At 39.2% G+C, this 24,299-nt stretch carries 27 protein-coding genes; 1 reads left to right on the top strand and 26 read right to left on the bottom strand.

Features of this window, described 5'->3' with window-relative positions:
- Positions 1-146 precede the first annotated feature (146 nt).
- From ABES03_RS00590 to ABES03_RS00475, 24 genes are all read right to left on the bottom strand, one after another.
- On the bottom strand, positions 147-926 hold the full coding sequence (locus ABES03_RS00590) for a ribonuclease HII (RefSeq protein WP_430114237.1): 780 nt from the start codon (positions 924-926) through the stop codon (positions 147-149).
- Positions 927-988: 62 nt separating this feature from the next.
- A complete protein-coding gene (gene ylqF / locus ABES03_RS00585; protein ID WP_430114235.1) occupies positions 989-1,864 on the bottom strand; it encodes a ribosome biogenesis GTPase YlqF in 876 nt (291 codons plus the stop codon).
- A 23-nt stretch (positions 1,865-1,887) separates the two neighbouring features.
- Positions 1,888-2,448, bottom strand: a complete 561-nt coding sequence (gene lepB, locus ABES03_RS00580) for a signal peptidase I (protein WP_430114233.1) — start codon at positions 2,446-2,448, stop codon at positions 1,888-1,890.
- Between the two features lie 230 nt (positions 2,449-2,678).
- Positions 2,679-3,023 (bottom strand): 50S ribosomal protein L19, encoded by a 345-nt coding sequence (gene rplS, locus ABES03_RS00575; protein ID WP_235743156.1) that lies wholly within the window; start codon positions 3,021-3,023, stop codon positions 2,679-2,681.
- Between the two features lie 144 nt (positions 3,024-3,167).
- Positions 3,168-3,911: a tRNA (guanosine(37)-N1)-methyltransferase TrmD gene (gene trmD / locus ABES03_RS00570; RefSeq protein ID WP_430114232.1), complete on the bottom strand. Its 744-nt coding sequence runs from the start codon at positions 3,909-3,911 to the stop codon at positions 3,168-3,170.
- Entirely contained in the window at positions 3,908-4,426 is a 519-nt protein-coding gene (rimM, locus tag ABES03_RS00565) for a ribosome maturation factor RimM (RefSeq protein WP_430114231.1), read from the bottom strand. Before rimM ends, trmD begins: the two co-directional genes overlap by 4 nt.
- 12 nt (positions 4,427-4,438) lie before the next feature.
- Entirely contained in the window at positions 4,439-4,825 is a 387-nt protein-coding gene (locus ABES03_RS00560) for a YlqD family protein (RefSeq protein ID WP_430114230.1), read from the bottom strand.
- 236 nt (positions 4,826-5,061) lie between these two features.
- A complete protein-coding gene (locus tag ABES03_RS00555) occupies positions 5,062-5,292 on the bottom strand; it encodes a KH domain-containing protein (RefSeq protein ID WP_308080197.1) in 231 nt (76 codons plus the stop codon).
- A 12-nt stretch (positions 5,293-5,304) separates the two neighbouring features.
- Positions 5,305-5,577 carry a 30S ribosomal protein S16 gene (gene rpsP / locus ABES03_RS00550; protein WP_307288925.1) on the bottom strand — a complete coding sequence of 91 codons (273 nt, stop codon included), beginning with the start codon at positions 5,575-5,577 and terminating at the stop codon, positions 5,305-5,307.
- Positions 5,578-5,834: 257 nt separating this feature from the next.
- On the bottom strand, positions 5,835-7,187 hold the full coding sequence (gene ffh / locus ABES03_RS00545) for a signal recognition particle protein (protein WP_430114229.1): 1,353 nt from the start codon (positions 7,185-7,187) through the stop codon (positions 5,835-5,837).
- Positions 7,188-7,199: 12 nt separating this feature from the next.
- Complete coding sequence (locus ABES03_RS00540) at positions 7,200-7,532, bottom strand: putative DNA-binding protein (RefSeq protein WP_309865045.1); 333 nt, start codon at positions 7,530-7,532, stop codon at positions 7,200-7,202.
- Positions 7,533-7,626: 94 nt separating this feature from the next.
- Entirely contained in the window at positions 7,627-8,613 is a 987-nt protein-coding gene (gene ftsY, locus ABES03_RS00535; protein ID WP_430114228.1) for a signal recognition particle-docking protein FtsY, read from the bottom strand.
- 17 nt (positions 8,614-8,630) lie between these two features.
- Positions 8,631-12,197, bottom strand: coding sequence for a chromosome segregation protein SMC (gene smc, locus ABES03_RS00530; protein WP_430114226.1), 3,567 nt, complete (start codon positions 12,195-12,197; stop codon positions 8,631-8,633).
- A gap of 54 nt (positions 12,198-12,251) precedes the next feature.
- A complete protein-coding gene (rnc, locus tag ABES03_RS00525) occupies positions 12,252-12,992 on the bottom strand; it encodes a ribonuclease III (protein WP_430114225.1) in 741 nt (246 codons plus the stop codon).
- 166 nt (positions 12,993-13,158) lie between these two features.
- Complete coding sequence (gene acpP / locus ABES03_RS00520; RefSeq protein ID WP_098528750.1) at positions 13,159-13,392, bottom strand: acyl carrier protein; 234 nt, start codon at positions 13,390-13,392, stop codon at positions 13,159-13,161.
- A gap of 104 nt (positions 13,393-13,496) precedes the next feature.
- On the bottom strand, positions 13,497-14,240 hold the full coding sequence (gene fabG / locus ABES03_RS00515; RefSeq protein WP_430114224.1) for a 3-oxoacyl-[acyl-carrier-protein] reductase: 744 nt from the start codon (positions 14,238-14,240) through the stop codon (positions 13,497-13,499).
- Positions 14,237-15,184, bottom strand: a complete 948-nt coding sequence (fabD, locus tag ABES03_RS00510) for an ACP S-malonyltransferase (protein ID WP_430114223.1) — start codon at positions 15,182-15,184, stop codon at positions 14,237-14,239. The genes fabG and fabD overlap by 4 nt, the downstream gene beginning before the upstream one ends.
- 13 nt (positions 15,185-15,197) lie before the next feature.
- Positions 15,198-16,202, bottom strand: a complete 1,005-nt coding sequence (gene plsX, locus ABES03_RS00505) for a phosphate acyltransferase PlsX (RefSeq protein WP_430114222.1) — start codon at positions 16,200-16,202, stop codon at positions 15,198-15,200.
- Positions 16,203-16,214: 12 nt separating this feature from the next.
- Positions 16,215-16,781 (bottom strand): transcription factor FapR, encoded by a 567-nt coding sequence (fapR, locus tag ABES03_RS00500; RefSeq protein WP_430114221.1) that lies wholly within the window; start codon positions 16,779-16,781, stop codon positions 16,215-16,217.
- Between the two features lie 154 nt (positions 16,782-16,935).
- Complete coding sequence (recG, locus tag ABES03_RS00495) at positions 16,936-18,984, bottom strand: ATP-dependent DNA helicase RecG (RefSeq protein WP_430114219.1); 2,049 nt, start codon at positions 18,982-18,984, stop codon at positions 16,936-16,938.
- Positions 18,968-19,864, bottom strand: a complete 897-nt coding sequence (gene sdaAA, locus ABES03_RS00490) for an L-serine ammonia-lyase, iron-sulfur-dependent, subunit alpha (RefSeq protein ID WP_430114218.1) — start codon at positions 19,862-19,864, stop codon at positions 18,968-18,970. The genes recG and sdaAA overlap by 17 nt, the downstream gene beginning before the upstream one ends.
- Before the next feature lie 21 nt (positions 19,865-19,885).
- The gene (gene sdaAB, locus ABES03_RS00485) at positions 19,886-20,548 is read right to left on the bottom strand and encodes an L-serine ammonia-lyase, iron-sulfur-dependent subunit beta (protein WP_309865074.1); all 663 of its coding nucleotides are present in this window, start codon (positions 20,546-20,548) and stop codon (positions 19,886-19,888) included.
- A gap of 112 nt (positions 20,549-20,660) precedes the next feature.
- On the bottom strand, positions 20,661-22,340 hold the full coding sequence (locus tag ABES03_RS00480) for a DAK2 domain-containing protein (RefSeq protein WP_430114215.1): 1,680 nt from the start codon (positions 22,338-22,340) through the stop codon (positions 20,661-20,663).
- A 38-nt stretch (positions 22,341-22,378) separates the two neighbouring features.
- Positions 22,379-22,741, bottom strand: coding sequence for an Asp23/Gls24 family envelope stress response protein (locus ABES03_RS00475; protein ID WP_144548976.1), 363 nt, complete (start codon positions 22,739-22,741; stop codon positions 22,379-22,381).
- Positions 22,742-23,032: 291 nt separating this feature from the next.
- Here ABES03_RS00475 and rpmB point away from each other — a divergent pair, with 291 nt between their 5' ends.
- A complete protein-coding gene (rpmB, locus tag ABES03_RS00470; RefSeq protein WP_149869555.1) occupies positions 23,033-23,221 on the top strand; it encodes a 50S ribosomal protein L28 in 189 nt (62 codons plus the stop codon).
- Positions 23,222-23,422: 201 nt separating this feature from the next.
- On the opposite strand, the gene spoVM is transcribed toward rpmB, so the two are convergent.
- On the bottom strand, positions 23,423-23,506 hold the full coding sequence (gene spoVM / locus ABES03_RS00465) for a stage V sporulation protein SpoVM (protein ID WP_035445740.1): 84 nt from the start codon (positions 23,504-23,506) through the stop codon (positions 23,423-23,425).
- A 104-nt stretch (positions 23,507-23,610) separates the two neighbouring features.
- On the bottom strand, positions 23,611-24,258 hold the full coding sequence (locus ABES03_RS00460) for a thiamine diphosphokinase (protein ID WP_430114238.1): 648 nt from the start codon (positions 24,256-24,258) through the stop codon (positions 23,611-23,613).
- Positions 24,259-24,299 lie beyond the last annotated feature (41 nt).

Below are 24,299 nucleotides of genomic sequence, written 5' to 3'. Positions count from 1 at the left end.
CCTTGCCTTCTGACAATGTTTCTGTTTTTTCCACTTACTCTGTCCGAAGTTGCCCTATCTTCTGACAGTCTTTTTGTCTTTTCCGCCTACTCTGTCCGAAGTTGCCTTGCGAAAATAACCCAATAAAAAAACAGGCAGGTGCCTGTTTACTTAAGTTGCGCTACATAATCTTTTACTGGCGCAAAGCTTTTTCTATGATACGGTGTAATCCCATGCTGTTGAATAGCTTGAATATGTTCCTTTGTACCATACCCCATATTTTGCTGAAAACCATATGCAGGATAGCTTAACGAAATTTCTTTCATTAACTTATCTCTAGCTACCTTAGCCACGATGGATGCAGCTGCGATCGATATACTTCGGGCATCTCCTTTAATAATCGAATCGGAAGGATATGGAGTTTCCAGTTTCATTGCATCAATTAATAAAAAATCTGGCTTCGGCTCTAAACCGGCTATCGATGCATACATTGCTTTTTTAGTTGCTTCATAGATATTCATTTCATCAATTTCATCCGCACTAATCATTGAAATACTGTATGCCAGCGCTTCACTTCTAATCTTTTTATCGTATTCTTGACGCTTTTTTTCTGAAAGCTTTTTAGAGTCATCAATTCCAGCTAAGAAGAAATTTTCTGGTAGGATGACAGCAGCAGCCACAACGGGTCCAGCAAGCGGACCCCTTCCAACTTCATCAATTCCTGCAATGAATTGAAAACCTTCCTCTCGATATTTCCGCTCGAATTGATTCATTTCAATAAATTTTTCCTGGAGTAACCTTTCCTGCTCTCTTTGTCTACGCCACTTTTGAATACATTGATGAACACCTTTTCGCACATCTTTCTGAATTTCAATTAAGAATGGGTCGTCTTCGCTCAAAATTGTTGTAAGGTAAGCCTCGATTTCAGCAATCGATTGTTTCTTCATCCTCTTCACCCGAACCTATTTTTTTTCGAAAAATTAAGGCCCCCTAACGGAGAGCCTCTTTGTTATTCTATATTTTCCTCTACTTTTAGAAAATCATTTGGTCGTTCAAAGGTAAGTCGTCCGAATTTTTCAGACCTAATTTCCCTTATTACTAACTCTGCCACTTTATCGTAGTCGACCAGTCCACCGCCCATTAGACAGCCTCTTAGCTCACCAATATGGTCAAATAATGCAACAAGGTCTTCTGGTATTTCTGTAAGCTTAAACCGCTCTTGTAAGCGTTCTGGATACGCCCGCTCTAAGAACCTAAGAGAATAAACCGTCAAGTCATGCAAATTTAGTAACGTGTCTTTAATAGCACCGGTAATCGCCAACTTCATTCCAACCTCTTGGTCTTCAAATTTTGGCCATAGAATCCCCGGTGTATCCAGCAGTTCCAATTCTTTACCTACTTTAATCCACTGCTGAGATTTTGTTACTCCCGGAGTATTTCCTGTCTTAGCTATATTTTTTTTAGCCAGTCGGTTGATAAGTGTGGATTTTCCGGCATTAGGAATACCAACAATCATCGCACGTATCGCTCTCGGTCTTACTCCTCTTGCCTTCATTCGGTCAAATTTCTCTTTAAGGATTTCATTTGCCGCTTGGACAATTTGTTTCATCCCTTCTCCAGCTTGGGAATTAATTGCCAGAGCCTTTATTCCCTTCTCTGCGAAAAAGGTTATCCATTCCTTCGTCGCTACCGGATCAGCCATATCTGCCTTATTAAGTAAGACCAGCCTCGGCTTATGTTGGATGATTTCATCAATCATTGGATTTCTTGAAGAATATGGAATCCTTGCATCGACCAATTCAAAGATAATATCAACTAATTTTAACTTTTCTGTGACCTCTCTGCGAGCCTTGGCCATATGGCCAGGAAACCACTGGATCGTCAAAGCAGCCACCCCCTAAACTATAACTATTTCACTGTAACAATATGTGCATCATTTAAAGGCCAGTAAACAATGCTTGTCTTACCAATCACCTTACTCATCGGAACCGTTCCGATATGCCTAGAGTCTTTACTGAAACGACGATTATCTCCCATAACAAACAATTCCCCTTTAGGGACTGTTTTTTTACCTACTGGAGTTTCTTCAAGTGTGAACGAGTCCGTTAATGGACCATCCTGTACTTGTTTCTTATATTCGTCCAAATATGGTTCTTTATACGCTTTTCCATTTACATATAAAGTATCATTCTTATACTCAATTGTATCTCCCGGCAGGCCAATTACACGCTTTATGTAATCTTTCTTCTCTGGGGCATGAAAAACGATGATATCAAATCGCTTAGGTTCCCCAACATCATAACTAAATTTATTAACAATCATTCGATCCTGATCCTTCAATGTAGGCATCATCGATAGGCCATCCACTACAATTGGAGCAAAAAGGAAATACCTAATTACTGCAGCTAAGGCCACAGCAATTAACAAGGCCTTTGTCCATTCCCATAGCTCATTTTTCTTTTTTGTCATACAATCCCCACCAATCAGTAATAAAAAAATGTTTTATAAAGCCTATTTTACATAACTTAAACATATTTAACACGATGGGATCACAATTTTTATCAAACTTTAATAATTCGTTTATAAATCAGTAACAATTAAGGAGATTTCTGACCAATCATTTACATACCACCATATGCACAGATTGAATGATTTGTATAAAAAAAGAGCTTGCCAGAGCAAGCTCTTTTCTTTTCTTATTATCGAATCTCTTTAATTCTTGCTTTCTTACCGCGAAGGTTACGCAAGTAGTAAAGCTTAGCACGGCGAACTTTACCGCGGCGAATAACTTCAAGCTTCGCAATTTTTGGTGTGTGTACTGGGAAAGTACGCTCAACGCCTACTCCGTAAGAAACTTTACGAACTGTGAAAGTTTCGCTAATTCCACCACCACGACGCTTAATCACTACACCTTCGAATAACTGAATACGCTCGCGAGTACCCTCGATAACTTTAACGTGTACACGTACAGTATCACCAGGACGGAACGCAGGTAGATCAGAACGAAGTTGTTCTTTTGTGATTTCTTCGATTAATTTATGCATCGTTTTCAACTCCTTCCAACAGATGCTCATGCACATCATTTTCCTTATAGCTTGCAGCGGAACATCGTTATAAGACCGCAATCTGATAGGTATCAGTTTAAGTCACAAGAAGTATCATACCATAATTATTGTAACCTCGCAACACTACTCGTGTTCTTTTTTTACTTCGTTGAGCCATTTTTCCTGTAGGGGGGTGAGGGCTATTTTCCCAAGTAGATCTGGTCTTCTTAATAGGGTACGTCTTAATGATTCTTTGTTTCGCCATTCTTCAATTAACTTGTGATTCCCTGATACAAGGACTTCAGGGACCTTTAAACCACGAAAATCAGCCGGCCTGGTGTAGTGAGGATGTTCAAGTAATCCCGTGCTGAAGGAATCCTTCATATGGGATTCTTGATTTCCTAATACTTCAGGCAGTAGTCTGACAACACTATCAACTACGACCATTGCCCCGAGCTCGCCCCCAGTTAAAACATAATCACCAATAGATATTTCATCCGTTACAATATTCTCACGGATTCTCTCATCATAGCCCTCGTAATGGCCACAGATAAAAATCAAATGCTCTTCACTGGCCAATTCCTCAGCTTTTTGCTGGCTATAGCGCTCACCTTGCGGGCAAAGAAGAATGACCCTAGGGCTCTTGCTTTTGGCATTTTCTTTAAGAGCTGCAACAGCATCAAAAATGGGCTGTGGCTTTAACACCATACCAGCTCCGCCACCATATGGATAATCATCGACAGTCGAATGCTTGTTATCTGCGAAATCTCGAAAATTTACTACATTGTAGTTAACAGCAGATTTCTCGGTAGCTTTTTGCAGAATGGATTGTCCCAGTACCCCGGTGAACATCTCCGGAAATAAAGTGAGAATATCAATTTGCATCATGAAAGTAGCCCTTCCATTGGATCAATTATTATGACTTTTTCTTTTACATCTACTTTCTTCACGACTTCATGGATATAAGGAATCAGAACGTCTTTCCCGCCTTTTCCTTTTACAACCCACACGTCATTTGCACCCGGAGATAATATTTCCGTTACTTTACCAATTTCTTCACCTTTAGTGGTTGCAACTAAGCAACCAATAATTTCGTGATAATAAAATTCATCTTCTTCAAGCGCTTCTAGCTGTGATTCTGGGACTTTTAATATCCCATCTCTGAATTTTTCCACTTCATTGATATTATTGAAGCCCTCAAATGTAAGCAGGTTAAAATTTTTATGGGTCCGGTGGCTTTTCACAGTTAATTCGATGGGAGTGTTTGAATTAGGCATAAACAAATATAATACATTGCCTACCTTGTACCGTTTTTCAGGAAAATCAGTTTTCGAAATTACTCTCACTTCGCCTTTTATGCCCTGCGTATTAACAATCTTTCCAACATTAAACCATTTTTCCATATGTTTCACCTTCTATCTAATTTCCTTTATGATACCGTCTTTAATGATAATGCAAGGTTGTCCAAGGAACTCCTCCCAAGCGTCTCCAACATTTACTTCTTTAAGAGCTTGAACTTCCTTCTCTTTTATTTCACTACCTAGTGGTAGGATATGTAATTGTTCCATTTGAAACTCAAGAAGCTTAATTTTTTCCTTCCGCATTTGAATTTCTTTTTGAAAATGCTTTTTTAAAGCTTCAGGGGAAAAAGTTTTGGTTTTTTCTAGTCGCTTTAGCTCGAACTGGAGCTGATCGCATTCCTTTTGCAATTGCAGCATTCTCCCCTGATACTTTTCTGAGAGCTTTTGCCTGCTACTTTCAGTTAGAACTTGCTTAACCACAACAGTTTGAATAATTTGCATAGATTTGCCTCCCACAAGCTTCCGATATCTTCTCCCGTAAACGGGCCTTCCGCTTTTCGTTTGTCTAGCTCCAGCGCCTAGCCCCTCGGGTCAAATAACCTTCGGCAAGAAAAGTCAAAGTGCGGACTTTTCCCACCGAAGAACATTTGCCTGTCGGGGCTGAACGAGGCACTTCCGCCTTTCGGATAGCAAAAAAGGGAGGAATGAATCCCTCCCTTTTATCTAGATGCAAAAAGCTATTCACCAATTTCTAGAAAAATTTTCTTCTGTTGTGATGATCCTGCTGCATAAACAACAGTCCTAATGGCCTTTGCAACACGCCCTTGTTTTCCAATCACTTTTCCCATATCAGTTTTGTTAACAGTAAGCTGATAGGTTACGCGGCTGTCATCTTCCATCACGTCCACTTGGACATCTTCAGGAAAATCAACAAGTGGCTTAACAATCGATTCGATTAATTGTTTCATATTAACCTTCGATTACTTGTTTAATTTTGCATTATGGAATTTCTCCATGATGCCTTGGTTTGAGAAAAGGTTACGAACTGTATCAGATGGCTTCGCACCGTCTTTCAACCATTTAAGAGCTAATTCTTCATTGATTTGAACTGAAGCAGGTTGTGCAACCGGATTGTAAGTTCCTACTACTTCAATGTAACGTCCGTCACGAGGAGAACGAGAATCTGCTACAACAATACGATAGAAAGGAGTTTTCTTTGCTCCCATACGCTTTAAACGAATTTTAACTGCCATTTTAAATAAGCACCTCCGAATAGTTTCACACAAGATAGTATAATATCAATTCTTTTATAGTTTGTAAAGTGTTTTTTCTTTACATGCATTATTACCAATTTTTACATAAATCAAACATTGAAATTTGATCAGTGTCTAGCTCCAGTGCCTAGGGGCTCGGGTCAAATAACCTTCGGCATTAAAAGTCAAAAACCCGACTTTTTATGCCGAAGAACATTTGCCTGTCGCCCCTGAACAAGGCACTTCCGCTTTTCGATTTAAAACGGTTTGAAAGGAAACTTAAATCCGCCTTTTTTCTTGCCTTTTTGTTGCATGCCTGTCATTTGTTTCATCATTTTTTTCATATCTTCAAATTGCTTTAATAAACGATTTACTTCTGTGACGGGGCGTCCACTACCTTTAGAAATCCTACGTTTGCGGTTTGCATTCAGTATTTCCGGATTGTTCTTTTCAGCTTTAGTCATTGATTGAATAATCGCTTCCACATGGGCAATTTGTTTTTCATCGATCTGAATATTATTCAAACCTTTGATTTTATTGGCACCAGGCATCATTTTAAGCAATTCATCCAAGGGTCCTAGATTTCGAACCTGACCTAGCTGATCCAAGAAATCCTCAAGGGTAAACGAAGCTGTACGCATTTTTTGTTCTAACTCTTTAGCTTTTTGTTCATCCACATTTGCTTGAGCTTTTTCAATCAGTGTCAGAACATCACCCATGCCTAAAATTCTAGAAGCCATCCGTTCTGGATGAAACGGCTCTAAGGCATCCATTTTCTCGCCAAGACCGACAAATTTAATAGGTGTTTGTGTGACAGCACGAATAGAAAGTGCGGCCCCACCCCTCGTGTCACCATCAAGCTTTGTTAATACAACCCCGGTAAGCCCAAGCTGTTCGTTAAAGCTTTGAGCAACATTGACGGCATCTTGACCTGTCATGGCATCAACTACTAAGAAGATTTCATCAGGCTTCGTTAGCTCTTTAATATCTTTCAGCTCGTCCATTAATGCTTCATCAACATGAAGTCGACCTGCAGTATCAATAAGAACGTAATCATGATGTTCTTCTTTCGCTTTTGCAATCGCCTGTCGCGCAATTTCAACTGGACTTACTTGATCGCCAAGTGAAAAAACTGGCATATCTAATTGTTTACCCAGTGTTTGGAGCTGCTTGATCGCCGCTGGCCTGTAAATATCGGCAGCTACGAGCAATGGTTTACGATTGTACTTCTTTCGGAGCAGAAGAGCTAGCTTTCCCGAAGTAGTTGTCTTACCCGCACCCTGCAGACCAACCATCATTATGACTGTAGGTGGGCGGTTGGATGCAGCAATCTTACTCTGCTCGCCCCCCATTAGCGCGGTCAATTCTTCATTAACGATTTTGATAATCTGCTGACCTGGCGTTAAACTTTTCAGCACTTCCTGTCCAACAGACCGTTCACTTACTTTTTTAACAAAATCTTTAACGACTTTAAAGTTTACGTCTGCTTCTAATAATGCGAGACGTACTTCACGCATCATTTCTTTTACATCCGCTTCAGAGACCTTTCCTTTTCCACGGATCTTTTGGATTGTATTCTGCAGTCGGTCGGCTAATCCTTCAAATGCCATTCATGCCGCCTCCTAATCTAATTTCTCAAGCTCAGCAACGGTTTCTAACATTGCCTGCTTTGAAGGGTTCTCCTCATTAAGCAATTCGTTCAGATGTCTGATTAAACTTGCCCGCTCTTGAAATTTCTGAAATAATAGAAGCTTTTCCTCATACTCCTCGAGCATGGCTTCCGTCCGTTTAATATTATCATAAACGGCCTGACGGCTTACGTCATACTCATCGGCAATTTCACCAAGAGAATAATCATCTAAATAATAGAGAGACATATAGCTTTGCTGCTTTGGTGTTAACAACGAATAATAAAAATCATAAAGATAATTCATTCGTGTTGTTTTTTCAAGCATGCGTATCCCTCCAATATCATGTTAAGTGAAAAGCCTTTACAAAAGTAGTTTACACAGTCCGGCACTTTCTGTCAAGATAATACCTTTACATCCATTATTCCGTTTGTTCTACTTGATCCGCAAAAAGTCCATACACATATTTCTCCGCATCAAACTCTTGAAGGTCATCCATTTTTTCACCCAAACCGACAAATTTCACAGGTATTTTTAATTCATTGCGAATTGCTAGAACAATACCACCCTTTGCCGTACCATCTAACTTAGAAAGAACGATCCCACTTACATTTGTCACTTCTTTAAATGTTTTTGCTTGTATAAGAGCATTTTGTCCAGTCGTTGCATCTAGAACTAAAATGACTTCATGTGGTGCACCTGGTACTTCCCGTTCAATGACACGCTTCACCTTTTCTAACTCTTTCATTAAGTTTACTTTGTTTTGCAGGCGGCCTGCAGTGTCGCAAAGTAAAATATCTGCCTGGCGGGATTTTGCAGCCTGGATGGCATCGTACATAACGGCTGCCGGATCGGAACCTTCTGCCTGCTTGATGACTTCCACTCCGACTCTATCTCCCCATACTTCTAGCTGTTCAATCGCACCCGCACGGAAAGTGTCCCCTGCTGCCATCAAAACCTTCTTGCCTTCACTCTTAAATTTATGTCCAAGTTTGCCAATTGTAGTTGTTTTTCCAACACCATTGACCCCGACAAACAAAATAACAGTTAAGCCGTCCTCCTGGATATTTAATTGGGAAGATTGCTCTTCTCCAGCATTATAAATTTCAACGAGCTTTTCAGAAATAACACTTTGAACTTCATGTGGATCTTGGATATTTCTACGTTTCACTTCCATCTTAAGTTCTTCAATCAATTGCATTACTGTATCAAAGCCAACATCTGCTTGAATTAATATCTCCTCTAATTCTTCAAAGAAGTCTTCATCGACTTTTCGATATCTAGCTACAAGGTCGTTTACTTTTCCTGAGAAATTGTCTCTTGTTTTCGTTAAGCCTTCCTTAAACTTTTCGGTTACGGAATCTGTTGATTTCGTAATTTTCTCTTTTAGTTTTTTAAAAAAACTCATTCTACCACTTCCTTAAATTAAGATTCTACGAGCTCCTTTGTTTCTTCTAGTCGGACAGATACAAGTTTGGATACGCCTGATTCCTGCATAGTTACTCCGTAAAGGACATCTGCTTCTTCCATGGTTCCTTTACGATGGGTAATCACGATAAATTGTGTTTCCTTGCTATATCGTTTTAAATATTGGCTAAAACGGTAGACATTGGCTTCATCTAAGGCCGCTTCAACCTCATCAAGGATACAAAACGGAACAGGTCTTACCTTTAAGATAGAAAATAATAAGGCTATAGCTGTTAATGCACGTTCTCCACCTGAAAGGAGTCCCAAATTCTGCAGCTTCTTCCCAGGGGGCTGAGCAACGATTTCTACGCCGGTATTTAATAAATCTTCTGGTACGGTTAGGACTAAATCCGCTCTTCCTCCACCGAAAAGAGCTCGGAAGGTTGGTTCGAAGTGCTCACGAATTCCATTGAAGGTATGTTCAAAACGTTTCTTCATTTCTATATCCATTTCCTCAATCACCTGGTAAAGGGTATCTTTTGCTTCCTGGAGATCGGACTTTTGCTCATTTAAAAACTCATACCGTTCAGATACACGCTCATATTCTTCAATTGCACCAAGATTCACATTTCCTAGTTCTTCAATGGCAAGTTTGATGAGCTTGACCTTTTTCCGTGCTTCCTCAACAGGAATCGATAATGTATATTGTTCCTTCGCCCCTTCAAATGACAATAAATATTCTTCTCGAAGATGTGTCAGTCGATTTTCAAGCTCGACATCAAGACGATTGATTTTAACTTCCTCATCCTTTAATACCACTATCATTCCTTTATGAAGTCTTTTCAACTCTTTAGCTTCTAGTTCCATATCTTCAAGAACATCCACTAAGGACAATCGTTCCTGTCTCCTAGTGGTAATTAGCTGTAGAGTGGCTTCTTTGTCTTGCTGCTTCAACTTAGCTGCAGCCTCAAGCTGCTCCTCACCTGATGAACTGTTCGTCATCTCAGAAGACAATAGGCTAAGGTCCTCAGTATAAAGCGCTAGCTTTTTTTCGCTTTCTTCTAAATCCTCAGTCGTTAGCGTAAATCTCTCTTTTGTATTCGTAAATTGCTCATTTTTAGAAGCAAACTCTACCTTTAAATCATTTATTTCATTCGTCAAAGTTTCCTTTGAAGTTAAATCACTGGTTTTTTGTTCTGTTAGTTTAACAATTTGAGTATCCAGTTCTGTCACATTTATTTGATAGGTTTCTAACGCTTTAAATAATTCTTCTTTTCGTTTTATTAAGCCGTTCTTTTCATCAGAAAACTGTCCTTTTTCAAGGTCATATATCGCTAATCGCTCGTTAATATTTTTTACTCCAAGCTCAGCTTCACGAAGTTCACCCTTGACAGCCTGCTCATTAAGTCTCAATTCTTCTCCATTTTCCCGAATTTCGTCTAGCTTTTGATCAGTCAGTTGAACTTCTTCTTTTAAGCCTTTAACCGTTTTTTCTAGACTAGCTGTTTTTTCCTCCATAATAACCAATTTGGCTTTTAAATCTTCTAGTTCACCCTTTCTGGTTAATAGAGAGGATGTCTTTTGTTTAACCGCACCACCCGTCATGGAACCACCAGGATTAACAATGTCCCCTTCAAGAGTGACCAAACGGCAGCGATACTGAAGGATTTTTGCCAATTCATTGGCACCCTTCAGATCTTTTGTAATCACAACATTACCTAATAAGTTATTCATTACCTCAGCATACCTTGATTCAAATTTAACCAGGCTGACTGCTGGTCCGATCAAGGATGGATGATTTTGAATAGACGATAATTGTGCAGCGGATAAAGGCCTGCCTTTAATAACGCTAAGCGGTAAGAAGGTTGCTCGTCCAAAAGAATGTTGTTTTAAATATTGAATCGCTGTCCGTGCATTTTGTTCGGTATCAACGACTATATGCTGAAGGGCACCTCCAAAAGCTGTTTCGAGTGCTGTTTCATATTCTTTTGGAACTGTTACAAGTTCTGCTACTGCGCCTTCAATTCCCTTTAATTTATGATCCCTTGCCTTTAGGACCTCTTTAACCCCTTGGAAGAACCCGGAATAATCTTCTTCCATCTCCTCAAGCATTTCTTTTCTTGATTTTGCCTGTTGAAGAAGCTGATAGGCTTGATACAGCATCTTTTCTTGTTTTTCATAATTATTTTTTACCGTCTCAAGCTTTCGCTGTTGATCGCGAAAAGCGACTAGTTGGTCTGCTAATTGTTTTTGAAAATCTGCTAATGAAGATTGGATATGTTCCATCTTGGATTGAGCAATTTGGCGTTCTTCAATGTATTTCGTATTTTCTGAATCAAGCCGCGCGCTCTTTCTCTCTTGTTGCTCCAACTGCTGATCAATATATTTCAATTCATTTTTAGCACCAGCCTGCTGATTGAGCAGCTCAATATATTCACTTTTTAAACTATCAATTTTTTCTTCAATATTTTCGGTGAAAAGTTGTAGCTTTTCTTGTTTTTCCTTTAGTTTGGCCTGTAATGATTGAACCTGCTCACCTAGTTCATTAACTGACTCCGCCTGCATGTCCCTATTTTTTTGAAGCAAGCTGATTTTTTCTGTCAACTCAGTGATATTCGTTTTCAGCTGTTCTTTGTTTTGAGCAGCATTCTTCTTCCGTTCCTTCAATACTTCTTTACGGCCTTCCAACTTTTCGAGTTCTTCACTTGCATGAAGTAAAACATTTTGCAGGTCTGTAATCGAATCGTCTAATGCAGCAATTCGGTCTCTTGTTTCAACTATTTTAGCTTCTTTGACTTGTAGATTTGATGATAGATTTAACTCTTCCTGTTGATGTTCTTCTAATTGTTTAGAAAGGTTTTCCCATTTCTGATGTAGGTCTTCAATTTCAAAAACAGTTAATGCTACTTCTATTTTTTCTAGTTCTTCTTTTTTCTCTAGAAAATCCTTAGCCATCGAAGCTTGAATTTTTAGCGGCTCTACCTGACTTTCTAGTTCGTGTAAAATATCATTCACACGATTTAAATTATCTTGTGTTTCAAATAACTTTACCTCTGCTTTTTTCTTGCGGTTCTTGTATTTTAAAACACCAGCTGCTTCTTCGAAGATGGTCCTGCGATCCTCAGCTTTACTGTTTAATATTTCTTCTACTTTTCCTTGACTAATGATGGAAAAGGCTTCCCTGCCTAGACCTGAATCCATAAACAAATCGATAATATCCTTCAGTCTGCAGGGTTGTTTGTTAATGAAAAATTCACTCTCGCCTGAACGTGAGACACGTCTGGTCACACTTACTTCATTGTAATCTAACCCGATTCCTTGGTCCTGATTATCCAATGTCAATGAAACTTCCGCGAAATTCTGCGCTTTTCTAGTATCACTGCCGGCAAAAATGATATCTTCCATTTTGCTTCCTCGTAAAGATTTAGCGGACTGTTCACCTAAAACCCACCGGATCGCATCAGTTATATTACTTTTGCCACTCCCATTGGGACCCACTACAGCTGTAACCCCAGGAACAAAATCAACACCAATGCGGTCTGCGAACGATTTAAATCCAATGATGTCCAACCGTTTTAAAAACATTTCTTTATCCTCCCCATGCAACCCGGGATTTCTCCTGCAAACATTTTGACATTTCTAGGTTGTTTTTGCTTTTAATACGTCCAGTGCCATTTGGGCGGCATGCTGTTCCGCTTCTTTTTTCGATTTTCCTGTTCCTACTCCCAGCTCTGCTCCATTTAAGGACACCTTGGAAACAAATTCCTTGTTATGCGCTGGACCTTTTTCTAATAGGACTTTGTATTCTAATATACCTGTTCCATCTCTTTGAATGAGTTCCTGTAATTGACTTTTAAAATCCATCACATGAGAAAAAGCACCAGCATTTATTTTAGGAAAAACGACCTTTTCAAGGAATTCAATGACTTTGTCAATTCCTTGATCTAAATAGAGAGCACCAATAAACGCCTCAAACACATCCGCTAATAAAGCAGGGCGTTCTCTTCCGCCTGTCATTTCTTCCCCTTTTCCCAACAAAATGAGATTACCAAACTTGAGTTCATTCGCAAAAGAAACGAGTGATGGCTCACACACAATGGCTGCTCTTAGTTTCGTTAATTCTCCTTCTGTCATGGTAGGATATTTCTTAAAAAGAAATTGAGAAACAGTTAGCTCTAGTACAGCATCTCCTAAAAATTCAAGTCTTTCATTATCTTCGAAAGGCTTTCTGCGATGCTCATTCACATAGGATGAATGAGTAAAAGCTTGCTTAAGTAATTTTTCATTCTCAATAGTAATTCCAATTATCGTTTGAAAATCCTTAAATTGATTTTCCTTTGCGCGATTGTTCAACTCTTTTTCTTTACCGTTTTTGCGCATAAAGTCTCCACCTTGCATTTAGTTTACAGACATTTCCTAATATGAGTTTAAAAAAGTTTCTTTGAAAACGCAAAGAAACTTGGCAGATAGTTTACTCTACCAAGTTCTATCATACAGAATAAAGCTCCGTTTGAAAACGGAGCTTTGTGAATAAAATCTAACGAGATTACTTACTGCTATTTATGTAATTAACAGCATCACCAACAGTGCTGATTTTTTCAGCATCATCGTCAGAAATTTCCATATCGAACTCATCTTCCAATTCCATTACTAGTTCAACTACGTCAAGGGAATCAGCGCCAAGATCATCTTTAAATGAAGCTTCAAGCTTAACTTGAGACTCATCAACACCTAAGCGGTCAACGATGATTTTTGTAACACGTTCTAATACCTCTGCCATGCTCGTTCACCTCCCCTCAAGCTATTATAGAGTATTTCAATAAAATAATAAATGTTGTTTTTTATTAAAATTAGATTACTGTTTAGGAACAGTAACTAATTTATTTACATCACCATTCCACCGTTTACGTGGAAGGTTTGGCCTGTAATGTACGATGAGTCATCAGAAGCAATAAAAGCTGTGATTTTAGCGATATCCTTAGCTTCTCCTAATCTTGCTAACGGGATTTGTTTTAACATTTCCGCTTTTACTTCCTCAGATAATTTATCTGTCATATCAGTAGTAATAAACCCTGGAGCAACTGCATTCACTGTAATATTACGTGATGCTAATTCTTTAGCAGTTGTTTTTGTTAAACCAATAACTCCAGCTTTTGCAGCTACATAGTTAGCTTGCCCTGGATTCCCACTAACACCAACAACGGAAGCAATATTAATGATGCGGCCAACTCGTTGTTTCATCATTTGTCTTGTTACCGCTTTTGTGCAAAGGAATACACCTTTAAGGTTAGTGTTAATAACATCATCCCATTCTTGTTCTTTCATTCGCATTAAAAGGTTGTCCCTTGTGATGCCAGCGTTATTAATAAGGATGTCTAGTTTACCAAAGCGGTCAATTGTCGATTTAACCATTTCAGTCACTTCTTCTGTATTTGAAACGTCACATTTTATTGCCACAGCATCTCTACCGAGTGCCTTAATTTCATCGACTACTTCATTCGCTTTTGCTTCGCTGCCAGAAAAATTTACTGCAACATTTGCTCCTTGTCTTGCCAGTTCAAGAGCAATTTCCCTGCCGATTCCTCGCGATGCTCCGGTAACAAGCGCTGCTTTCCCTGCTAAGCTCATAGTTTTTCCTCCTTTAAGGCTTCCATTACTTCCATTGCACTTTCCTCATCAGATACTGCGTATATCTTAACTGTTTTATCAATCTTTTTGATTAATCCTGATAGAACTTTCCCAGGACCAATCTCGATGAAAGTATCGACTCCAAGGTCAATCATTTTAGCAACAGAATCCTCCCATAGTACTGGGGAATATAACTGCTCGATTAACTTATCCTTTATTTCAGAAGCACTGCTAACAGGTTGAGCTGTAACATTTATGACAACCGATATTTCAGCATCCTTCATCTCCATACCATCTAGCACTTCACGCAGCTGTTCCGCAGCTGGTTTCATTAATGATGAGTGAAAAGGGCCGCTTACCTCTAAAGGAAGGACTCTCTTTGCGCCGGCTTCCTTCGCCTTCACTCCTGCTCGTTCTACCCCTTCTCGTGAACCTGAAATGACAATTTGTCCGGGACAGTTCAAATTAGCTAAAGAAACCGGGAATCCCTCTTCACTTACTGCTTTTGTTACGACTGAAAGAGGTTCACGATCTAGACCAAGTACTGCAGCCATAGAACCTTCGCCATTTGGTACAGCATGTTCCATAAACTCTCCACGTTTCCTAACGGCATATACACCCTCTTCAAAGCTTAATACACCTGCAGCAACTAATGCCGTGTACTCTCCTAAGCTATGTCCAGCAACAAAGTCAGCTTGGATCCCAGATTTTTGAAAAAAGTCTAATATTGCAATACTTGTTGTTAACAATGCAGGCTGCGTATTATAGGTTATAGTCAATTCTTCTTTCGGACCTTCAAAAATAAGCTGACTGAGTTTGGTATTTAGTGTTTTATCTGCTTTTTCAAAATACCCCATTACCTCGGAGTGTTTGTCAGCTAGTTCTTTCCCCATTCCTACTGTCTGTGACCCTTGTCCAGGAAACACAAATGCTACCTTACTCATATCGACACTCCTTTTAACGTTCTATTTTTGTAGTATTGTCCGCTTCAACCGTTTGCTTAATTAAGCCGACGACATCATTACTAACCATTTCTCTCGTTTGGCGGATCGCACTATAGATCGATTGTGCATTAGAAGAACCATGGGCCTTAATAACAGGTGCTTTTAAACCAAACAACCCAGCACCACCATACTCGGAATAATCCATTGTATTTTTTAAAGTCATAAGGTTGGGCTTTAGAACTGCAGCAGCTAATTTACTTGTAAAACTACTCATAAGAGCCGTTTTTAACATTTTAAACATGGAAAGAGCGGTTCCCTCAATGGTTTTTAGTACCATATTACCTGTAAATCCATCGGTTACAACTACATCGGCTACCCCTTCAAGCAAATCTCTTGCTTCAACATTCCCAACAAAATTTAAATCTGCATTTTTTAAAAGGTCAAAAGCCTGTCTTGTCAGCTCATTCCCTTTCTTTTCTTCTGTACCAATATTTAAAAGACCGACTCTAGGTCTTTCAAGTCCTCGTACTTTTTGGCTGTAAATAGAGCCCATGATGGCATTTTGAAGTAAATGCTCAGGCTTAGCATCTGCATTTGCCCCGACATCCAAGAGCAGGAAGCCCTCTCCACCAATCGTTGGCAGTGTAGGAGCTAAGGCAGGACGGTCAATCCCCTCAATTCTTCCAACAACAAAAAGACCCGCTGCCATTAATGCACCTGTATTGCCTGCTGAGATACAAGCATCGGCTGCTCCGTCGGCTACCTGTTGGGCAGCTAGCACCATGGAAGCAGTCTTTTTTCGACGAACCGCTCTAACGGGTTCATCCGTTCCAAGAATCACTTCTGTCGTATGTAAAATAGAAATCCTGTCATGACTAGTTAGGGTTTCTTTTATTTTATTTTCATCCCCTACTAGGGTGATATGTATATCAGAATAGGTTTCAACTGCTTTCAGTGCACCTAAGACAATCTCTTTTGGGGCATTGTCGCCACCCATAGCATCAATTGCTAATTTCATTTTTCTCATCCTTTAACCATTTTTCGAACGATACATTTCAAATTCTCCGGTAAATACGAGCTCATTATTCACAAAACTAGTTACTTCAACAAAAGTTCTGTCAACCTTCTCATCTATTTTTGTCACTTTTGCTTTCGCTATTACTCGTTCATTTAATTTTACCGAACGTTTAAATTGAATATTTGCTTTTGCTGTTAGCGCTAATTCATCATTAATTACTGCAACTGCAAGAGAATTGGCCTGTGCAAAAACATGATGTCCCCTTGCAATGTTATTGCGCTTGAAGACATGTTCTTCTTTAACATCAAAAATAGAGATCGCACTTTGATCTAAGTCTATGTCAATAATTTCACCGATCACTTCTTCAAGTGGTAATGAGCGTACTTCGTCTTCAAATCGTTTCTCAGCGACTGTTTTAATCCGCTCACGCAGTTCGGGAATGGATAATTCAAGACGGTCTAGACGAATCGTTTGAACACTCACTTGAAATTTTTCAGCTAAATCCTCATCGGTAATAAAGGGATTATCTTTTATAGTAGTCGTCAACAAGTGTTGTCTATCTTTTTTACTTCTTCTCATTATTTTTCACACCGTCCGAGATCTTATGACTAGGTACTAATAGTAGTATAAAATTTGAAAAAGCAGATTGCAAGATTAATTTTTATCCTACACATCTGCTTTCTTTGTTTCAGGAGGTTCATGCTTACGGAATCACTTAACATATTACCAAGTTTTAATCTAGCTTTTCTCCTTCTAAAACTCCTGATTCTTCTAGCTTTTTTCTTAAGTATTGATAGTCTGGCGAGTTCCAAAATACATCCGATTGGATCAGCATTGCAGCATCACTTCGTGCTGTTTCGAGGGCTCTGTAATCATGAACCATATCAGCTACTTTAAATTCAGGCACTCCGCTTTGTTTTCGACCAAAGAAGTCACCAGGTCCTCTTAATTCAAGATCCTTTTCACTAAGTACAAACCCATCAGTTGTCTCTGTCATGATTCTCATTCTCTCTTGACCAACTTCTGACTTTGGATTGGCAAGTAAAATACAATAAGATTGATCACTACCACGCCCCACTCGCCCGCGAAGCTGGTGAAGTTGAGACAATCCAAATCTTTCTGCATCATAAATAACCATCATAGTTGCATTCGGTACATTTACCCCTACTTCCACTACAGTAGTTGAAACGAGTACCTGCACTTCGTTCATACTAAAAGCCTTCATTACTGAATCCTTTTCTTCTGAACTCAAGCGTCCATGCATGAGTCCCACTTTATAACGGTCCTGAAAATAGTGGTTTAAAGTAGTATGCACATCAATCGCATTTTGAACATCAAGCTTGTCCGATTCCTCAATTAACGGGCATATAACATAGGCTTGATGGCCCTTCCTTAATTCTTTTTCGACAAAGGAAAGTACACGGTCTAGCATTTCCGGTTTCGCCCAGTAGGTTTCAATTGACTTTCTTCCCGCTGGCATCTCATCAATAATGGAAACATCCATTTCACCAAAAACCGTGATCGCCAATGTCCGAGGAATCGGAGTGGCTGTCATAAAGAGTACATCAGGATTCTCTCCTTTTTCCCTTAAGACTCTCCGCTGCTCCACGCCGAAACGATGCTGTTCATCCGTTATAACAAAACCAAGCTTATTAAAAATAACCTCATCTTGGATCAATGCATGTGTACCAATTAATATATCTACTTTTCCTTCTGCTAATTCTTGCAGGATTTCCCTCCTGCGTTTTCCTTTAACGGAGCTCGTTAATAGCTCACATTTCACCTTAAAGGGTTCTAGTAAATTCTTTAAAGATTCTGCATGCTGTTCAGCTAAGATTTCAGTTGGGACCATAAGCGCCCCTTGATAACCAGCTGTTACACTGGCATATAACCCAATTGCAGCAACAACTGTCTTACCCGACCCTACATCTCCTTGTAAAAGACGGTTCATGCGGAGTTGAGATTTTAACTCCGACAACACTTCATTAACCACTCGTTTTTGAGCATTTGTTAATGGAAATGGAAGACCTTCAATAAAATTCTTTACCCTAGTTAAATCATAGTTTTGTTCTACGCCTGGAGAATGCTCCCTCTCAAATTTCCTCAATGCCTGCATTTTTAATTGAAATAAGAGGAACTCTTCATAAACAAATCGACGTCTTGCTTGCTTCACTTCCTCGGGGCTATCAGGGAAATGCATGACTCTCAATGCTTCCTGCCTGCCCAAGAGACGATACTTTTTTAGAAAAACAGTCGGAAGAGTTTCCTCAAGATCCCCCCCGTATTGCTGGAAGGCAAGGTGAATAAATTTTCGCATTCCCTTAGTTGTTAATTTCCCTCGTAATGAGTAAACAGGTTCAAAATCTTTGGTTTTTGCATTCGGTCCTGCCTGCATCTCATTGGCTGTAATCGTTTGCCGATGTGCATCCCATTTTCCCGTTACAGTTATTGTTTCATTCATTATGATTTTATTTTTTAAATAGGGCTGATTAAAAAAAACTACTTTAATTAAGTACGATCCAACAAAAAAACGAAACGTTAATTTGGATTTCTTCCTGCCATAATAGACAAGAGAAGGCTCGCTATGAACCTTCCCTTCGACCGTTATTTTCTCATCATGCTGTACTTCCGTCAGTTCTTTTAACGAATAATCTTCATAACGATATGGAAAATACTCTAGTAAATCTTGAATCGTAAAAATCTTCATTTCTGAGAATATCTCAGCAGTTTCTTCACCAATGCCCTTTAAGACTGTTATTGATTGGTTAAGATTTGGATTCACTATCTTTGAGCGGTATACCGAAAATCTTCGCTTCGAGTCTTCGACCTGTCGGTGTAGCCGCCAACCCTCCCTGCGCTGTTTCTTTTAGTCCTGTAGGCATCGATAGACCAATTTTATACATGGCTTCAATAACCTCATCACATGGAATGCGGCTTGTAATCCCTGCTAACGCCATATCGGCTGCAACCATCGCATTCGCAGCGCCCATCGCATTTCGTTTCACACATGGAACCTCTACAAGTCCTGCAACTGGGTCACAAACTAAACCAAGCATGTTCTTTAGTGTAATGGCCATTGCTTCTGCACATTGCTCCGGGGTACCGCCGGCCATTTCAACGATAGCAGCCGCAGCCATCCCAGAAGCTGATCCAACTTCCGCCTGACAGCCTCCAGCAGCCCCTGAAATAGAAGCATTATTGGCAACCACAAAACCAAATGCTCCTGCAGTAAATAGAAAGGAAATCATTTGCTCTCGAGTTGGCTTAAGCTTTCTTTGAACAGCAAATAATGTTCCCGGTACTACCCCAGCAGAACCTGCCGTTGGTGTAGCACAGATGGTTCCCATTGCTGCATTCACTTCATTCGTCGCGACTGCTTTACTTACTGCATCAAGAATCGTTTCTCCTGATAAGAAATTTCCTTTTTCAATATACTTTTGTAAAAGAACTGCATCGCCTCCGGTTAATCCAGAGTGAGAGGAAACTCCTTTTATCCCTCTTTCTACTGCTTCTTCCATCACTTTTAGATTTCGGTCCATAAATGCAAGGACTTCTTCTCTTGTACGGCCTGTAACGGAAACTTCCTGTTCAATCATAATTTCTGAGATTTTTTTATTTTGGTTTTTGGCAAGTTCAACTAATTCAGCAACATTACGAAACACATATCTTCCTCCCTCTAGTTGTTAATCTACAATTTTGGTAACTTTTAATATATTTGGAAGCTCTTCAAGCTCTAGTAAAATGCTATCATCCATATTTTGATCCACTTCAATAGTCATAAGTGCAAGTTTCCCTTTTTCTTTTCGGGATACCTCCATGTGACCAATATTTATTTCATATTTAGCTAAAGTGTTGGAAACAGCAGCAATGGCTCCAAAACGGTCATTATGAACAACAAGAATAGCAGGATGGTTTCCTGATAACTTTAGTTCAAAGCCATTAAGCTCAGTAATCTCAATTTTCCCACCGCCTATTGAGATTCCCACTAACTCTAGTTCCCCATCATGATCGCCAATGAAAATTCTAGCTGTATTTGGATGATCTGTCACAGCATCTTCTTCTATAAAACGTAATTTCATGCCTCTATCTTCTGCGATATCAATCGCATTTATAATTCTTTTATCATCTGTATCAAAATCTAATAATCCACCAACAATGGCTACATCTGTCCCATGACCCTTATACGTTTTTGCAAAGGACCCATACAATGAGATATTTGCCCATTTTGGTTCTCTGCCAAATAAACTTCTTGCCACACGACCTATTCTCGCGGCCCCAGCCGTATGTGAACTGGAGGGACCTATCATAACCGGACCAATAATGTCGAACACACTTCTATACTTCACATGCATTCTCTCCCTTTGCATTAATCTATCTCTATACATTATTCTAATGTTTATTAAAGACACTTATATCCAAAAAAAATAGAAGGGTAACCCCTTCTATTTTAGCCGTTCCTTATTCAATTGAAAAGATAAAAGAATATAATGGCTGACCACCATTATGTACTTCTATTTCCACATCAGCAAAGTTTTCTTCCACAAATTGTGTAAGACTGGTTACTTCTTCCTCTGTAACATCCTCACCATAAATAATGGTTAGGATTTCTGACTCTTCGTCTAGCATCTGAGAAAGCAAGTCTTTTGCTGCGTTTTCTTTGTCTTTGTTTTTTATAACAATTTTCCCCTCAGAGATGCCCATGAAATCATCTTTTTCAATTTCTAAGCCATCAATTTGCGTGTCACGAACGGCGAACGTAATTTGTCCCGTTTTAACATGCTGTAGGGCATCCATCATTGCTGACTCATTAGCCGTCACATCTGTTGTAGGATTGAATGCTAACAATGCTGAAAGTCCTTGAGGAACCGTTTTAGATGGGATAACATAAATTTCTTCGTCTGAAACATCAGCTGCCTGCTGAGCAGCCATGATAATATTTTTGTTATTCGGTAAGATAAATACCTTTTTTGCATTGACTTCTTTAACTGCCTTCACGATATCTTCCGTGCTCGGATTCATCGTCTGTCCGCCTTCAATGACAGCATGTGCACCAATACTCTTAAATAACTCCGCAATTCCTGAACCCATCGAAACAGTAACAATTCCGTATTCTTGAAGTTCTTTTGGAGCTTTAGGAAGCTCGGAAACCTTTTCTGTATGGGATTCACCAACAATATTTGAATGCTGCTGACGCATGTTTTCTATTTTCATGTTAATTAAATTTCCATACTTTTGTCCGTAGGTTAACACTTCACCAGGCTGTTCAGAATGGATATGCACTTTTACTACGTCTTCATCAGCAATCACCAACAAAGAATCACCTAACTTACTTAGGTCATTTCGGAAATCGCCTTCATCAAATGGATGCTTTGTCACCTTATCAGCTTCAAACCTTACCATGAATTCTGTGCAATATCCAAATTCAATATCCGCTGTATTCATATGGCTCTGGACACTTTTATGATGCTCCGCATTAACCATTTCGTCCATTGAAGGAGTAATAGGAGATTCAGGAAGCTCTTCACCTTTTAAAACTGCAAGGAAGCCTTCGTAAACGAAAACAAGTCCTTGTCCGCCACTATCTACGACACCTACTTCTTTTAATACGGGTAGTAAATCAGGTGTACGCTTTAATGAAGCCTTTGCTTCCTTCACCACTTCTTCCATGATGACAATAATATCATTGGATTTTTGGGCAACTTGCACACCTTTCTTAGCTGAATCCTTCGCAACTGTTAGGATCGTTCCTTCTACAGGCTTCATTACCGCTTTATAAGCTGTTTCAACGCCTGCATCTAATGCTTGCGCAAAATCTTTTGCGGAAATCTCAGCTTTCGATTCAACTGCCTTAGAAAAGCCACGGAATAATTGGGAAAGAATAACTCCGGAATTCCCACGTGCTCCCATTAGCAACCCTTTTGAAAGGGACACTCCAACTTTACCAATATGTTCCTGAACATTATTTCTTACTTCCTTCGCCCCGGAGGTCATTGATAAGTTCATATTTGTTCCAGTATCACCGTCGGGCACAGGAAAAACGTTCAAAGCATCAACCATTTTAGCATTTGCTGCCAAATGATTCGCACCTTGAATTACCATTTCGGCAAAACGTTTTCCATCTAATGCTGTTATTGACACAAAATTTTCCTCCTCTACTTGCGGTTCGCAGTACGAACTTACGGGTTCGTTACTCGAACTCCCTGAACGTAAATATTTACCGAGTCAACGGCAAGTCCAACTGTCTTATCGAGGGTATATTTAACCTTTGATTGCACGTTGTGGGCAATTTCGGAAATCTTCGTTCCATAGCTAACAATAATGTACATATCAATATGTAATGCCTCATTTTCCTGGCGCACAATTACGCCTCGAGTAAAGTTTTCTTTTCGTAGTATTTCCGTAATCCCATCTTTAATTTGATTTTTAGAGGCCATACCGACGATACCATAGCATTCGATAGCTGCTCCTCCGGCAATGGTAGCGATTACTTCGTTTGAAATATCAATTTGTCCGTACTTAGTTTTTAATTCGATGGACATGAATCGTTCCCCCTTTGGAAAATTGCTCCTTGACTACAGTCATTTTACTATAGTCAACCCAATATTGAAAGTCATACTTGCCTGTTTAATATAAGAGCATTTATTTAATACCTATGTCAAGGTTTTTTTCTTGAAAGGTTTGTACACAACTATTGCATTCAATTGGGTTGTGTGATAAATTATTAAGGTATCTCAAGACTAGAAAATTTGGTTAGTCAATTTTCTATATCCAGATGAAAATCTAAAAGATAGCTGTATAAAGCCTTTTGGTAGTTAAGGAGGGAAATCATTATGCCACGTAAATGTGTAGTAACTGGAAAGAAAACAACAACTGGTAACGCACGTTCACACGCTATGAACGCAAACAAGCGTACATGGGGTGCTAACCTACAAAAAGTACGTATTCTTGTTGATGGAAAGCCTAAGCGTGTTTGGGTTTCTGCAAGAGCGTTAAGAGCAGGTAAAGTAGAACGCGTATAATAAAGGACCTGAGCATCCTATGTTTGGATGCTCTTTCTTTTTGCCTAAATAGCATTTTACTAAGAATTTGAACAAAAAAGTACAAATGTACTCCATTCCTTTATTATTCCCAATTAAGAAAATAAAAAGCACCCAAACGAGGCGGGTGCCAAAAAAAGGGTATTAAATAAAAAGATACCATTCCTTTACTTTTATATATTTCTATTCATTCTTTTTAAATGCCCCAATCATCGCTCGGACTAGTCCGCCTAAAAATTTTGGCAGTTTAATTGTATAAAATTTCATACTGTCCCTCCTCACAAATCTCCCAGCTTATTTAATCTAACTTTTTTCGTACGCCCTAACAGTTTATTCTAACGAACGAAATCAGTACCTAATAGTTTTGCCTATTAATCGTGACTTCTTATCACTATTAATATGCCTTCGGAAAATGAAAAAGTACCATAATCATTAATAAGTTCATTACTAATACATAGTGTCGACCCAAGTGAAATATGCCGGTTTTTCAATGGAAATTTAAAGCCTTCGAGTGTGAGATTACTAACATCTAGGGTAAGCGGTACAAATGAAATATATTTTTGTCCTATCTTTTTTTCAATGGTATATCTTCCTGGATCTTTTAAAAAAACAGTGTTAAAGCGGTCAATTAATGTTACATGAGCAGAGTTTTTTGCTTTTAAAGGGTTTAACAATAAATGTACATTGGCTAATAAATGGTCTAATCTGCCCCCGGTTGCCCCAAATAATCGGACAATAGCCGGTTTCTGCTCTAATGCCCAGTTAAGAGCAAGTTCCATGTCGGTTTCGTCTTTCTCTGGTTTAAACTTCTTGAGTTCAGACACCTGCCCTTCAATGAAGTTCCATTCTTCCTGTGAAACAGAATCGAAGTCACCGAATGCAATGGTTGGTTTGATGTCTTTTCTTAATAAATGATATACTCCGCGGTCTACTCCAATCCACATGCTGTTTTCTTCTATATATTCTGTTAAGTCCGGGAGCAGGTCTTCTGGACCTCCTGCAAGAATGTTAATAATCATAAACAAAGTCCCCTTTTTTAATGGCTCTGTTAAACTTGTCT

The organism is Neobacillus rhizosphaerae, assembly GCF_050477885.1.
Lineage (GTDB): Bacteria > Bacillota > Bacilli > Bacillales > Cytobacillaceae > Neobacillus > Neobacillus rhizosphaerae_A.
Note: the sequence above shows the minus strand (reverse complement) of the source record. Positions and strands in the feature narration are given on the sequence as shown.